The organism is Acidobacteriota bacterium (genome assembly GCA_019347945.1).
Taxonomy (GTDB): Bacteria; Acidobacteriota; Thermoanaerobaculia; order Gp7-AA8; family JAHWKK01; genus JAHWKK01.
In genome coordinates this window covers 42,748-54,925 of the sequence record JAHWKK010000001.1, presented here as the reverse complement: position 1 = coordinate 54,925, position 12,178 = coordinate 42,748, and the positions used below count along the sequence as shown (strand labels likewise).

Annotated in this window: 14 protein-coding genes and 5 tRNA genes; 6 read left to right on the top strand and 13 right to left on the bottom strand. The window is 60.2% G+C overall.

All coding sequences use genetic code 11. From position 1 onward, the window contains the following. Nucleotides 1–119: 119 nt before the first annotated feature. The 12 genes from rplL to KY459_00195 all read right to left on the bottom strand — a co-directional run bounded on the left by rplL (nt 120) and on the right by KY459_00195 (nt 4,007). On the bottom strand, nt 120–503 hold the full coding sequence (rplL, locus tag KY459_00250; protein MBW3563138.1) for a 50S ribosomal protein L7/L12: 384 nt from the start codon (nt 501–503) through the stop codon (nt 120–122). 49 nt (nt 504–552) lie between these two features. Further along, nucleotides 553–1,080, bottom strand: a complete 528-nt coding sequence (rplJ, locus tag KY459_00245) for a 50S ribosomal protein L10 (protein MBW3563137.1) — start codon at nt 1,078–1,080, stop codon at nt 553–555. A gap of 10 nt (nt 1,081–1,090) precedes the next feature. Then, nucleotides 1,091–1,789, bottom strand: coding sequence for a 50S ribosomal protein L1 (gene rplA, locus KY459_00240; protein ID MBW3563136.1), 699 nt, complete (start codon nt 1,787–1,789; stop codon nt 1,091–1,093). Nucleotides 1,790–1,880: 91 nt separating this feature from the next. Continuing rightward, nucleotides 1,881–2,306 carry a 50S ribosomal protein L11 gene (gene rplK, locus KY459_00235; GenBank protein MBW3563135.1) on the bottom strand — a complete coding sequence of 142 codons (426 nt, stop codon included), beginning with the start codon at nt 2,304–2,306 and terminating at the stop codon, nt 1,881–1,883. Between the two features lie 15 nt (nt 2,307–2,321). Next, nucleotides 2,322–2,900 carry a transcription termination/antitermination protein NusG gene (gene nusG, locus KY459_00230; GenBank protein MBW3563134.1) on the bottom strand — a complete coding sequence of 193 codons (579 nt, stop codon included), beginning with the start codon at nt 2,898–2,900 and terminating at the stop codon, nt 2,322–2,324. Continuing rightward, nucleotides 2,897–3,124 (bottom strand): preprotein translocase subunit SecE, encoded by a 228-nt coding sequence (secE, locus tag KY459_00225; GenBank protein MBW3563133.1) that lies wholly within the window; start codon nt 3,122–3,124, stop codon nt 2,897–2,899. Before secE ends, nusG begins: the two co-directional genes overlap by 4 nt. Nucleotides 3,125–3,199: 75 nt before the next feature. Then, nucleotides 3,200–3,275 (bottom strand) — tRNA-Trp (locus tag KY459_00220). A gap of 75 nt (nt 3,276–3,350) precedes the next feature. Beyond that, nucleotides 3,351–3,509, bottom strand: coding sequence for a 50S ribosomal protein L33 (rpmG, locus tag KY459_00215; GenBank protein MBW3563132.1), 159 nt, complete (start codon nt 3,507–3,509; stop codon nt 3,351–3,353). Between the two features lie 34 nt (nt 3,510–3,543). Beyond that, nucleotides 3,544–3,618, bottom strand: a tRNA-Thr gene (locus KY459_00210). Nucleotides 3,619–3,660: 42 nt separating this feature from the next. After that, nucleotides 3,661–3,736, bottom strand: a tRNA-Gly gene (locus KY459_00205). Between the two features lie 84 nt (nt 3,737–3,820). Further along, a tRNA-Tyr gene (locus KY459_00200) sits at nt 3,821–3,907 on the bottom strand. Between the two features lie 24 nt (nt 3,908–3,931). Beyond that, a tRNA-Thr gene (locus KY459_00195) sits at nt 3,932–4,007 on the bottom strand. A 279-nt stretch (nt 4,008–4,286) separates the two neighbouring features. On the opposite strand from KY459_00195, the gene KY459_00190 reads away from it, so the two are divergent. Then, nucleotides 4,287–5,297: an AI-2E family transporter gene (locus KY459_00190; GenBank protein MBW3563131.1), complete on the top strand. Its 1,011-nt coding sequence runs from the start codon at nt 4,287–4,289 to the stop codon at nt 5,295–5,297. Nucleotides 5,298–5,431: 134 nt separating this feature from the next. On the opposite strand, the gene KY459_00185 is transcribed toward KY459_00190, so the two are convergent. Further along, a complete protein-coding gene (locus KY459_00185) occupies nt 5,432–6,688 on the bottom strand; it encodes an MFS transporter (GenBank protein MBW3563130.1) in 1,257 nt (418 codons plus the stop codon). 1,161 nt (nt 6,689–7,849) lie between these two features. Here KY459_00185 and cysK point away from each other — a divergent pair. The 5 genes from cysK (at nt 7,850) to KY459_00160 (ending at nt 12,178) form a co-directional block, all read left to right on the top strand. Continuing rightward, entirely contained in the window at nt 7,850–8,800 is a 951-nt protein-coding gene (cysK, locus tag KY459_00180; protein ID MBW3563129.1) for a cysteine synthase A, read from the top strand. Beyond that, entirely contained in the window at nt 8,800–9,939 is a 1,140-nt protein-coding gene (locus KY459_00175; GenBank protein ID MBW3563128.1) for a cystathionine gamma-synthase, read from the top strand. The genes cysK and KY459_00175 overlap by 1 nt, the downstream gene beginning before the upstream one ends. A gap of 6 nt (nt 9,940–9,945) precedes the next feature. After that, complete coding sequence (gene plsY / locus KY459_00170) at nt 9,946–10,596, top strand: glycerol-3-phosphate 1-O-acyltransferase PlsY (protein MBW3563127.1); 651 nt, start codon at nt 9,946–9,948, stop codon at nt 10,594–10,596. Beyond that, nucleotides 10,586–11,626 (top strand): NAD(P)-dependent glycerol-3-phosphate dehydrogenase, encoded by a 1,041-nt coding sequence (locus KY459_00165; GenBank protein ID MBW3563126.1) that lies wholly within the window; start codon nt 10,586–10,588, stop codon nt 11,624–11,626. Before plsY ends, KY459_00165 begins: the two co-directional genes overlap by 11 nt. A 192-nt stretch (nt 11,627–11,818) precedes the next feature. Next, entirely contained in the window at nt 11,819–12,178 is a 360-nt protein-coding gene (locus KY459_00160; GenBank protein MBW3563125.1) for a hypothetical protein, read from the top strand.

Genomic DNA, 12,178 nt, shown 5'->3' with positions numbered 1-12,178 from the left:
CTCGATCTGAAAGGGTCCACTCCCCCCCTTTCCGGCTCGTTTCAATACACTGTCACAAAAGCACAACCGCACACGAGCGGCAGAAATGCCGCCCGTGCGCGAATGCACTCGAGATCCGTTTACTTGACGCTGACTTTGGCGCCGGCCTCTTCGAACTTCTTCTTGATGTCGGCGGCCTCGTCCTTGGTGACGCCTTCCTTGATCGTGCCGGGAGCGCCGTCGACCAGGTCCTTGGCCTCCTTCAGGCCGAGGCTGGTGACCTCGCGGACGGCCTTGATCACGTTGATCTTCTTGGCGCCTGCTTCTTCGAGAACAACGGTGAATTCCGTCTGCTCCTCGGCGGCCTCGGCGGGCGCGGCGGCCCCTCCCTGCATCATCACTGGTGCAGCGGCTGCCGCGGCGGAAACGCCGAAACGATCCTCGAGGGCCTTGACGAGGGTGGAAAGATCGAGAACGGACATGTTCTCGACCTCGGTTACGAACTGTTCGGTGGTCATAGCCATTTTTACTGCCTCCATCTACCAATCGGTCGAAATTGAGTTTCTCTGTGATTCATTCGGCTGTGGCGTCGGATTTCTGTTTCGAAATCTGATCGAGCACCACGGCCAGGTTTCTGATGTTCGCGTTGAGAACGTTGACGAGTCCCTGGATCGGGCTGTTGAGCAGATACGCGAGCTTTGCGATGAGCTCTTCGCGCGACGGCAGCGAAGCGATCTGGTCGATCTTCTCGACCGGAATCGCTTCTCCATCGAGGAGAGCGCCCTTGAATTTGAGCGCCGGCGTATCCTTGGCGAACTTCGTGAGAAGTTTCGCCAGTCCGACGGGGTCCTCGCTCCAGGCAATCGCGGTCGGACCACTGAACTGCTCGTTCAGAGCCTCGAGGGGCTTCCCCTTGATTGCAATGAGCGCCAGGGTGTTCTTGACCACGACGTACTGCGAATTGGATTCGCGCAGCTGCTTTCGGAGCTCGGTGACCTGAGGGACCGAGATCCCCTGGAAGTCGATCACGAATGCGTCCGTGACGGTTCCAATGGATTCGGTCATCGCAGCGATCGAGTCTTTCTTTTCGGTTCGATTCATCCGCGCCCCCTCACTCCGCCACTTCGCCGACGTTCGAGTCGATCTGAATCGACGGGCTCATGCTCGCCGAAACGTAGATCGACCGAAGGTACCGGCCCTTGGCAGATGCTGGTTTAGCCTTCCTTACGGCTCCGATCAGCGCTGCGGTGTTCTCGGTGAGTTGCTCGGCCGAGAACGAGATCTTTCCGACCGGGACGTGGATGATCGACGTCTTGTCGACGCGGAACTCCACCTTTCCGGCCTTGATCTCCTCGATCGCCTTACCGACATCGAAAGTCACGGTGCCCGTCTTCGGGTTCGGCATCAGTCCGCGAGGACCGAGAACCTTTCCGAGCTTGCCGACCGAGCGCATCATGTCGGGTGTCGCGATGACGGCGTCGAAATCGGTCCAGCCACCCTGGATCTTTTCGACGAGGTCGTCCCCACCCGCGAAGTCTGCGCCCGCTTCTTCGGCTTCCCTGACCTTCTCACCCGAGGCAATCACGATCACTCGCTTTGTCTGTCCGGTGCCGTGAGGCAGGACGGTGGTACCGCGAACCATCTGGTCCGCGTGCTTCGGATTGACTCCGAGAAGCATCGACAGCTCAACAGTCTCATCGAACTTTGCGTACGCGATCTCTTTCAGCAGACCAAGCGCTTCGCTCAGATCGTAGGACCGGGCCTCGACCTTCTCGGCAGCCGCACGGTACTTCTTTCCGTGTTTCGCCAATTGCACCTCCGTAGTCCTGACGATGATCCGCGAGGATCATCTCCTACACGAGTGTTAATGATAGGAGCCGGCTTTATTGCCGGCTCCGGCTTCAACCCTGGACTTCGAGCCCCATCGAGCGGGCGGTCCCCTCGACGGTGCGCATCGCGGCTTCGACCGAAGCAGCATTCAGATCGGGCATCTTCAGCTTTGCGATCTCCTCGACCTGAGCCTTGGTGACCTTCCCGACCTTGTTCTTGTTCGGCTCTCCCGAGCCCTTCTGCAGTCCCGCCGCCCGGAGCAGAAGAATCGCGGCCGGAGGCGTCTTCGTGATGAACGTGAACGAGCGGTCGGCAAACACCGTGATCACCACGGGGATGATCAGACCCTGCTCCTTCTGCGTCCGCGCGTTGAACGCCTTGCAGAACTCCATGATGTTGACACCGTGCTGGCCGAGCGCCGGGCCGACCGGTGGTGCCGGCGTGGCCTGACCGGCCGGAATCTGCAGCTTGATCTGTCCTGTGACTTTCTTCGCCATCTTCCTGCGTCCTCGTTATCTCTTCGGCGCGGCGCTCGAATCCTCGCTCGCGTCATATCTCGTAACCTGAAGGAAATTGAGCTCGACCGGGGTCGACCTTCCGAAAATCGTCACCATCACCCGGAGAGTGTTCCGGTCGAGATTGACGTCCTCGACGACTCCGATGAAGTTGGTGAAGGGCCCGTCGATGATCCGGACCTGCTCTCCGTGCTCGTACTGATGTTTCGGTTTCGGCTTCTCGCGGGCCTCTTCGACCTGCTCGAAGATCTGATCGACTTCCTCCTGGGTCAGCGGTGTCGGCTCCTTGCCGGCGCCGACGAATCCAGTGACCTTCGGGGTCGACTTCACCAGATGCCATCCCTCGTCGTCCATCGCCATCTGGACCAGGATGTAGCCGGGAAGGATCTTCCGCTGGACCTCACGCTTCTTCCCGCTGCGCATCTCGACCAGAGTCTCGGTGGGGATCCGGATCTCGCCGAACTTTTCGGTAAGGCCGAGAGCGTCGATCCGCTGGGTGAGGTTCTGCCGCACCCGCTCCTCGAATCCGGAGTAGGTGTGGACGATGAACCATTTCTTCTCTTCGGAGGTCTTCACGGGATGTCGACTCCGAACTGCCGGAAGAAGGTCTTGACGCCCGCGAGGATTGCGTAATCGCAGAGCCAGAGGTAGATGCCGAAAAAGATGACCGCGATCAGGACGACGCCGGTCGTGGCGACAACTTCGTTTCTGGAAGGCCAGGTGACCTTCTTCATCTCCGAGCGAGTTTCGCGGATGTAGTCGCGCGTTTTCGGGATCCACTGTGTTGGAGAGACTGCCATTGACTTGATCGGCTCCGGAACAAAAATCAGCCGAGGTGACGACCATCGTCCCTCGACGCATTGGTTTTTACGAGCTGGCAGGCCAGAAGGGACTCGAACCCCCAACCTGCGGTTTTGGAGACCGCTGCTCTACCAATTGAGCTACTGGCCTGCACGGTCTCTTCGACATCGACGGGACGAGAGGGCCGCAAATGAAGCCAAATACCGCTCACCCGGGCCTTTATTCCTACTTAACTTCCTTGTGGACGGTGTGCTTCCGGTCGAACCGGCAGAACTTGCTCATCTCGAGCTTCTCGGTGGTCTTCTTCTTGTTTCTGGTGGTCGAGTAGTTCTTTCGCTTGCACTCGGTGCACTGGAGGTGAATGATTTCGCGGATTGCAGCCATGACGTTGTGGTCCTTCCCCTGTCGGGATCGATGATGGAGCCCTCGACGAGATTTGAACTCGTGACCCCGTCCTTACCAAGGACGTGCTCTACCCCTGAGCTACGAGGGCGAAACTGATTCCTGATCCGAAGAGGTTCCTGCGAAGCGAATCTGGAGCGGGAGACGGGACTCGAACCCGCGACCAACAGCTTGGAAGGCTGTGACTCTACCAACTGAGTTACTCCCGCTCGAAACACGCCGCATTCTCGACTCGGTATCCGTTTCCCTCGCCTCACCGCCCAGGCGAGCCGGGGGAAACGCACAACGATCGATGGTGGAGAGAGCAGGATTCGAACCTGCGTAGCCCGAAGGGCGGCAGATTTACAGTCTGCTGCTTTTGACCGCTCAGCCATCTCTCCATGCACTCGATGCGCGGCTCATGGTGGAGCTGGCAGTGGGACTCGAACCCGCGACCTGCTGATTACAAATCAGCTGCTCTACCAACTGAGCTATGCCAGCTCAAACCTCTCAATGAACCAACCCCGCGGGCATACCACGAACTTCCGTCCCGGCAGGGCAACCGAGCCTAACCTTCGACCCCGGGGGGGTATTCCGAAAGGACAGGGATTAGGGATTAGGGATTAGGGACTAGGGATTAGATGAGAAGCTCGGACCTGTCAGACAAGTCGGACAGATTCCTGCAGAGGCAGGCCTCATGATCATCCGGCGACCCGACGATCGTCCTCATCGAAGGCTAAGCATCCGGGATACCGGCAAGACCCGGGGGGAGGATTGATGGTGTCCTCATTCAGCGGCCGGGTGTTCATCGTCCTGCTGATGATCGCCGCTTTTCTCGCGATCTGGAAAGCCCGCGAGATTCTTCTCGTCGCCTCTCTCGGCGTCCTGCTTGGCGTCGGACTGACCCCGATCATCGACAGGCTTGAACGGCATCGCATTCGCCGCGGATTCGGAGTCGTGCTGGCGCTCTTCGCAGTCGCCGGCTTGATCTGGGGCCTCTATCTGATCATCGGGCCGTCGATCGGCAGGCAGGTGACCGAGATTCGGGAGGATCTCCCCGAAGCGCTTCACCGGACATGGACCAGCGTCCGGGCTGCGCTTCCTGGTGAAGAGCTTCCGTCACGGGAAGAACTGAAGGAAGCGATGCGGGACCAGGCCGCCGAGGATCTCGGAGGGGTCGGCGAACATCTCATCGGCATTTTTCGCGGGCTGGCCGGCGCGGTTGCGGGATTCCTCCTCGTGATTGCAGTGGCCTGCTACACGGCGGCCAATCCTCGTCTCTACTCCAGATCTTTCCTCATGCTGATCGGAGAGGACCGGCGCCCACGGGTCTCAGCCGGTCTGGACGCGGTTGCGGACACCTGGCGTCAGTGGCTGTTCGCGCAGTTCATCAGCATGCTTGTAATCGGCGCCCTCACCACGCTGGCACTCTGGCTTCTGGATGTTCGTGCGCCTCTTGCGCTCGGGCTCCTCGCAGGCATATCGGAGTTCATCCCGGTATTCGGCCCTCTTCTCAGCGCCATTCCCGCGCTCGCCATCGCTTTCGTCGACAGTCCCGGGAAAGCGTTGGGCGTTCTGGTCGCATACCTCGTGATCCAGCAGATCGAGAGCAATGTCGTCACCCCACTGATCATGAAAAAGGCGGTGCACATCCCTCCGGTGATCACGATTCTCGCGGGCTCCCTGATGGTGATCTTCGCAGGATTCGCGGGCCTGCTGATGGCAGTCCCCCTGGTAGCGGCCTTTACGGCCGTCGGTCGCGTCTATTTCGGCGACGAGTTTCTCGCGTGATAGATCAAGGGGTCAGGGAAGCTCGGACGTGTCGGACCTGTCAGACGAGTCGGACATGTCGAACTCTCGCGTCCCGCGGACCACTCGCGCCCTGCCTTTCCTGATCCCTGATCCCTGCTTTTCTCCCTGCCTTTTCACCCTGATCCCTGATCCCTGATCCCTGACCCCTGCCTCTTCATCTCCATCCCCTCCTTCTCGTCCACCGTCGCCAACATCGCGAGCCCGAGGAGGAAGAAGAGCGAGATCGATCCCATGGCCCACCGCTGGCTTCCGGTCGCCACGACGATCAGACCATACGTCAGCGGCCCCAGGAACGACGTGATCTTCCCGGAGAAGGCGAAAAGCCCGAAGAACTCTCCCTGCTTGTGATCCGGAACGAGCTCGGAAAGGAGTCCCCTGCTCGCCGCCTGGTTCGGTCCGACCATCGCGCCGATGACGATCGCGCAAACCCAGAAAAGGCGGATTCCGCCGGAAACCCCGATCGCCGTCGCGAGAAAGAGGAGCACGAGCGTAATCGCGATCGTCCGCTTGCCTCCGATTCGGTCGTGCACCCACCCCATCGCCCACGATCCGAATCCCGCCGCGACGTTGAGCACGATCCCGAGGATGATGATGTCCTGGGTCTCGAGTCCGAAGGTGATGCCCGCGAAGATCGAGGCGAGACCAAAGACTGTCACGAGTCCGTCGTTGTAGATGAGCCGCGCAATGATCAGCCGGAACGCATGGCGAAGCTCGCGGAGATGGCGGAACGTCTCGACGAGACTTCGAAAACCCGCCCTGGTGGCCTCCGGAACCGACATCTCACTCTTCTTCTGCGACTCCGGGACCGTCACGAACATCGGAAGGGCGAAGACGATCACCCAGACGGCGACCAGCAGATAGGTCGCGGTCACCAGATGGGAGCCGACTCCCATGATCATCCAGAGCGCGATCCCGAGGCAGATCAGACCCCCGACGTACCCGAGTCCCATCCCGGCACCCGAGACGCGTCCGATCGTTTCCGGAGTCGAGACGTCGGGAAGAAACGCGTTGTAGAAGACGATCCCCGCCTCGAAGGCGGTGTTCGCGACGACGAACAGGGCGAGCGCAAAGAGAACGTCCCCCGGCCCGACGAACCAGAGCCCGGCCGTCCCTGCTGCACAAACGAACGTGGCGATCATCAGAAACCGCTTCCGCCGGCCCGACTCGTCCGCCATCGCGCCCAGAAGCGGAGTCGAGAGCGCCACGATGATGGCCGAAAGATTGAGCGCTCGAGTCCAGAGAATGCTCCCGGTATCGGGATCCGAGGCGACGTGCTGGGTGAACCAGGGACCGAAGATGAAGGTGACGATCAACGTGGCGAAAGCGGAGTTCGCAAAGTCATACAACGCCCACGCGGTGGTTCGGCTCATAGAAGCAGGATTCAGGAGACAGGATTCAGGAATCAGGATCCAGGATCCAGGATCCAGGATCCAGGATACAGGGATCAGGAACCAGAGTCAGGAATCAGGAGACAGGAGACTGCCTCTACTGGGGGGTAACCAGGGTGACCTGTCCAGTTTGGCTGTTCGTAAGCGAGACGAAAGCCCACATTCTCGCGTCGGCATCGATCTCGATACGATAGCTTTCGACCATCTGCAGTGAGGATGAGTTGAGGCCCTGCCCGATAGTTCGGCGTATGACGGTGAGAGAGGGTAATCGGCGCTGTTTTGCTCCGGGTCGAATGATGTGAGAACCGTCTCCTCTGCAATGACGTCATCGCTTTCCATCGAGCGATACCGGAGTTGGACCGGTTCCGTCTTGGTGCTCAAAGCATAGATACGAAGGGTTGAACGAAAGCGAGGATCTGTGGGTACGTTGAGAAGGATCAGTTTCCGGTCGCGAAACTCCTTCTCGTGAACGACGGGAACGTCCACGCCCGCGGAAGAAGCGTCATGCACCCTGTCGCGGACTCGAAGAGAAAACCATAGATGACTGGCGGCGTCTTCGGTAGGATAAAAGAGGAGTCCGGTCAATGATCTCCTTCCGAAGAAGTATTCAACAGGAGGTTGGTACAGCGTTCGTGCCGGGATTGCTACCGGGCAGGGCGCAGCGAATCGACAGTCAGGGGCGTCATACCATCCGATTCGTGATACTGCTGGTTCCTGACCTCTGTTCTCGATCCATAGCTCTGTCTCCCATACTGACCCTCCCGACCCAGGGCCGTTGTAGAACACCGGTATCAGGAAGGTAACGTACTGCGGCGTGGATTCGTCTGCCGGGGCTTCAGCGGAAATGAGCACCAAAGACGAAAGGAGAATGTGGATAAGCATACGCATGCACTTTGCCCTCTAATCCTGCGTGGATATCGTCTGCAGAACCATCATCGTCGACGTCCCTTGCAGGAGGTCGCTTCTGACTCGTTCTTCATCACCTGATGAGATTACCAAGGTATCACGTCCAAGGCCCTGCCAATCTTTTTGGGGACGCTGTCAACGCTGCCTCCAGTTCTGAATTCTGGCTCCTGAATCCTGAATCCTGAATCCTGTCTCCTGTCTCCTGTCTCCTGCCTCCTGCTTTAGAATGCGCTCGCCTTGAATACGAAACCCTCGAAACCAGTCGACTCGGTCCTCGATCTCATCGGCGGTACCCCGATCGTACGCCTCGGAAACCTTACCGAGCCCGGCTGGGCCAGTCTTTACGCGAAGCTCGAGTTCATGAGCCCCGGGTTCTCGGTGAAGGACCGGCTCGGGATCGGTCTGATCAGACACGGGGAGCGCGAAGGGCTCATCCGCAAAGGCTCGACGATCGTCGAGCCGACGGCCGGCAACACCGGGATTGGTCTCGCGCTCGTCGGCGCACGGCTGGGTTACAGGATCATCCTCGTGGTTCCCGAAGGCTACTCGGTCGAGAAGCAGAAGCTGATGAAAGCGCTCGGCGGCACGGTCGTCAACACGCCGGCGGACGACGGGATGAAGGCCGCCATCGAAAAGGCTCACGAGATCGCTGCCGGGATCGAAGGCGCCTGGGTTCCGCAACAGTTCGCAAGCCCGGCCAATGCAGAGATTCACTACCAGACCACCGCCGTCGAGATCTGGGAGCAGATGGAAGGCCGCGTCGATGCCTTCGTGGCCGGCTCCGGGACGGGAGGGACATTCACCGGCGTTGCGCGGTATCTGAGAGAGCAGAACCCGAAGGTCCTCGCGGTTCTGGTCGAGCCACAGGGCTCGGTGCTCGGAGGAGGAGAAGCAGGGCCCCACGACGTCGAAGGGATCGGAGCCAGCTTCATCCCGGAATCGGTCGACCTTTCGCTGGCCGACTCGATCGTCATGGTCCGTGACGCTCCCGCCTTCAGAATGGTCAGGAGACTCGCCCTCGAAGAGAGCGTTCTCGGTGCATCTTCTGCAGGAGCGAATGTCCACGCAGCGCTCGATGTCTGCCGCGATCTCGGCGAAGGGAAGAACGTCGTCACGATCATCCCCGACAGCTCCGAGCGCTATCTCTCGAAGGACATCTACGACTGGAAAGAACCCGAGGAGGATTGATGGGTTTCGCCACCGAATGCATTCACGCGGGTCAGGAGCCGGAGGAAACCACCGGCGCCGTCGCGATCCCGATCTATCAGACCTCGACCTACGTCCAGCCGGAGCTCGGCCGGCACAAGGGATTCGAGTACGCGCGTACGGGCAACCCCACACGGCTGGCTCTGGAGAAGAATCTCGCAGTTCTCGAAAAAGGAAAGACCGGACATTGCTTTGCCTCCGGTATGGCTGCGATCGATACCGTGATGAAGCTCCTCGCCCGCGGTGATCACGTCGTCGCCGCCGCGAACATGTACGGAGGGACGTTCCGGCTCTTCCATCACGTGCTCGAGCGCTTCGGGCTCGAGTTCAGCTACATCGACACCTCGAACCTCGACGAGGTTCGCAAAGCCATTCGGGAAGAGACGAAAATGCTCTTTCTCGAGACACCGACCAATCCGATGATGAGCATAACCGATCTCGAGGCCTGCGCCGGTATTGCACACGAGCGCGACATCCTCGTGGTCGTGGACAACACATTCGCCTCCCCATTCCTCCAGCAGCCGCTGATGCTCGGCGCCGACATCGTCGTTCACTCCACCACGAAGTTTCTCAATGGTCACTCCGACTCGGTCGGCGGCGCGGTCATCTGCGCCGATTCGGAGATCGGTGAGCGGATCGGCTTCCTGCAGAATGCGGCGGGCGGCATTCTCTCGCCGTTCGATTCGTTTCTCGTGATGCGGGGAATCAAAACGCTTGCGGTACGTATGGAGAAACACTGCGCAAACGGAGAAGCCATTGCGCGTTATCTCGAAAATCACTCGAAGGTCGAGAAGGTGAACTATCCCGGTCTTCCTAGTCATCCTCAGCACCAGCTCGCAAAGAAGCAGATGCGCGGATTCGGATCGATGATCTCGTTCGAGCTCGGTTCGCTCGAGAACGCAAAGAAGTTTCTCGACCGCGTGCGACTCTGCTCCCTCGCGGAATCGCTCGGCGGGGTCGAGTCGCTGATCTCGCATCCCGAGACGATGACTCACGCGTCGGTTCCGCCAGAGGATCGGAACAAGCTCGGAATCACTTCCGGTCTCGTCAGGATCTCGGTCGGGATCGAGGACCTCGAGGACATCATCTCCGACCTCGAAAATGCATTCGACGGCGTGTGATTCGGCGTGGTCGCTGCCCTTCTCATTTTCGTCTGCTGGCTGATCGGATCGATTCCGTTCAGCTATCTGATCGCGCGCAGAGCGAAGAGGATCGACATCCGCAAGGTGGGAAGCGGCAACGTCGGCGCCACTAACGTTCTCCGCTACGCCGGAAGACGGGCCGGCGCGGCCGCTCTCGTCCTGGATGCACTCAAGGGGTGGGGCGCTGTCTTTCTCGCGCGCCTCGTGACCGCGAGCGACCTGTGGACTCTTTCCCTCGACGATCCCCGGACGCTGTCGGCTCCGACGTTCTGGATCGGTCTCGCCGCGTTCGCGGCGGTGGTCGGTCACATGTTTCCACCCTGGCTGTCGTTTCGCGGTGGAAAAGGGGTCGCGACGGGCGCGGGCGCCTATCTCGGGATCAACCCCGCCGCTCTCGGGCTTTCGCTCGTCGTCTTCCTGATCGCGGTCGCAGCGACCCGGTTCGTCGCAATCGGGTCGATGCTCGCTTCGGTTGTTTTTCCTCTGTTTCTGAGATTTCTGACCGGCGGTACATTCTGGGAAATCGTTTTCAGCGTCGCCATTGCGCTCCTCGTCGTCATCCGGCATCGGACGAACATCGCCCGGATCGCGGCCGGCACCGAGAAAAAGTACCCCTTCGACAGGGATGAACCATGATCGACATGAAGCGGGAGAAGTCACAATGAAGATTTCTATTGCCGGGGCCGGGTCCTGGGGCTCCGCCATGGCGCTTCTTGCCGCGCGATCCGGTCACGAGGTCCTTCTATGGGCTCACGATCCGGCCGTTGCCGACTCGATCAATTCCGAGAGGCGCAACTTCAAGCATCTCCCCGGCTCTCCGTTCGGCGACAACATCACCGCCACGAATGCGCTCGAGGACCTCGTCGAACATTCGAGGACGATTCTCATGGTCGCCCCGTCCCATCACTACAGAACGGTCCTCGGAGAGATCGCCGCGGCCGCGCGAGAGCCGCTTCGCGTCGTCTCGGGAACCAAAGGGATCGAGAACGAGACGCTCCAGCGGATCTCCGAAGTCACGAAGGAAACGCTCGGTGAAGGGCTGGAGTCATTCGCGGTGCTCTCGGGACCGAACTTCGCGAGAGAGGTCGCCGCCGGGGCTCCCACAGCTTCGGTCGTCGCATCGCGAAACGAGGAATTCAGCAGAGAGATCCAGCGGGAGCTTTCGGACCAGACGTTTCGCATCTACAGGTTGAAGGACGTCGTCGGCGTGGAGGTCGGCGGCTCCATGAAGAACGTCATCGCCATCGCGTCAGGAGTCGTCGAGGGCCTCGGACTCGGCGCCAACACGACGGCCGCGCTCGTGACGCGCGGGCTGGCCGAAATGAAGCGGCTCGGAGTGGAGCTCGGGGCCCGTGGAGAGACCTTCTCCGGGCTGGCCGGCGTGGGCGACCTGATGCTCACATGTACCGGAAGCCTCTCCCGGAATCGCAGCGTCGGGATCGAGCTAGGGCGCGGGAGACCCCTCGCCGAGATCCTCGAGGGTGCCAGCTACGTCGCCGAGGGGGTGCGAACCACGCGTTCAGCCACCCAGCTCGCAACCCGGAGCGGCGTCGAGATGCCGATCACGTTCGAAATGAACGCTGTTCTCTTCGAGCGCCTGGAGCCGGAGGAAGCGATCCGGCGGCTCATGACGAGGAAGCTGCGCGCCGAATACACCGAGATCTGAGCCTCGCCAATTCGTCCTCTAAACTACACTGATCGTTTGCCTTAACGACGGTTCGTAGGGGCTGTTTCCACCGGGTAGAAACCTGCACATTTTGGAAATTGGCGCCCCTTTCCCAGTGTTATTGTGAGTGAATCGGAAAACACTTTTAATCAGGCGGCGCGCGGGCGGCACAGGACCGATCGGAGGACGTAGTTGACTCATTCGAGACTCGAACCGGCGAACATCGACATACTTCCAGGCGCGGGAGGGCGTGAAACAGCCCCTCCCTTGATCAGGACCAACGCTGCCGAGACGATCCGGCGGGCGAGGCTCCGTGCCGATCTGGGAGATCTGATGGATCTCGGGCTTCTCATCGCAGTCAATATCCTGTTCATCCGCTGGGAGGCGAGCCACGTCCCCTTCATGAGCCGTGATCTTTCGATGCTGCTGCTGTTGATCGCGAACGCCGGTTATGTGGTGAGCTGGGCAATGACGCGTGTGGTTCCGCTGGTCAATGCGCGGAGAATCTCCTCCACATGGAGCCGCAACGAAAGGCAGCGGGTCCGGATCTGA

Bases quoted from the DNA above. Each gene is read 5' to 3' on its own strand.
- KY459_00185 (MBW3563130.1), bottom strand. From the start codon at position 6,688: ATGAGCCGAACCACCGCGTGGGCGTTGTATGACTTTGCGAACTCCGCT.
- rplJ (MBW3563137.1), bottom strand. From the start codon at position 1,080: ATGAATCGAACCGAAAAGAAAGACTCGATCGCTGCGATGACCGAATCC.
- rpmG (MBW3563132.1), bottom strand. From the start codon at position 3,509: ATGGCTGCAATCCGCGAAATCATTCACCTCCAGTGCACCGAGTGCAAG.
- rplK (MBW3563135.1), bottom strand. From the start codon at position 2,306: ATGGCGAAGAAAGTCACAGGACAGATCAAGCTGCAGATTCCGGCCGGT.
- rplL (MBW3563138.1), bottom strand. From the start codon at position 503: ATGGCTATGACCACCGAACAGTTCGTAACCGAGGTCGAGAACATGTCC.
- secE (MBW3563133.1), bottom strand. From the start codon at position 3,124: ATGGCAGTCTCTCCAACACAGTGGATCCCGAAAACGCGCGACTACATC.
- KY459_00165 (MBW3563126.1), top strand. From the start codon at position 10,586: ATGAACCATGATCGACATGAAGCGGGAGAAGTCACAATGAAGATTTCT.
- KY459_00175 (MBW3563128.1), top strand. From the start codon at position 8,800: ATGGGTTTCGCCACCGAATGCATTCACGCGGGTCAGGAGCCGGAGGAA.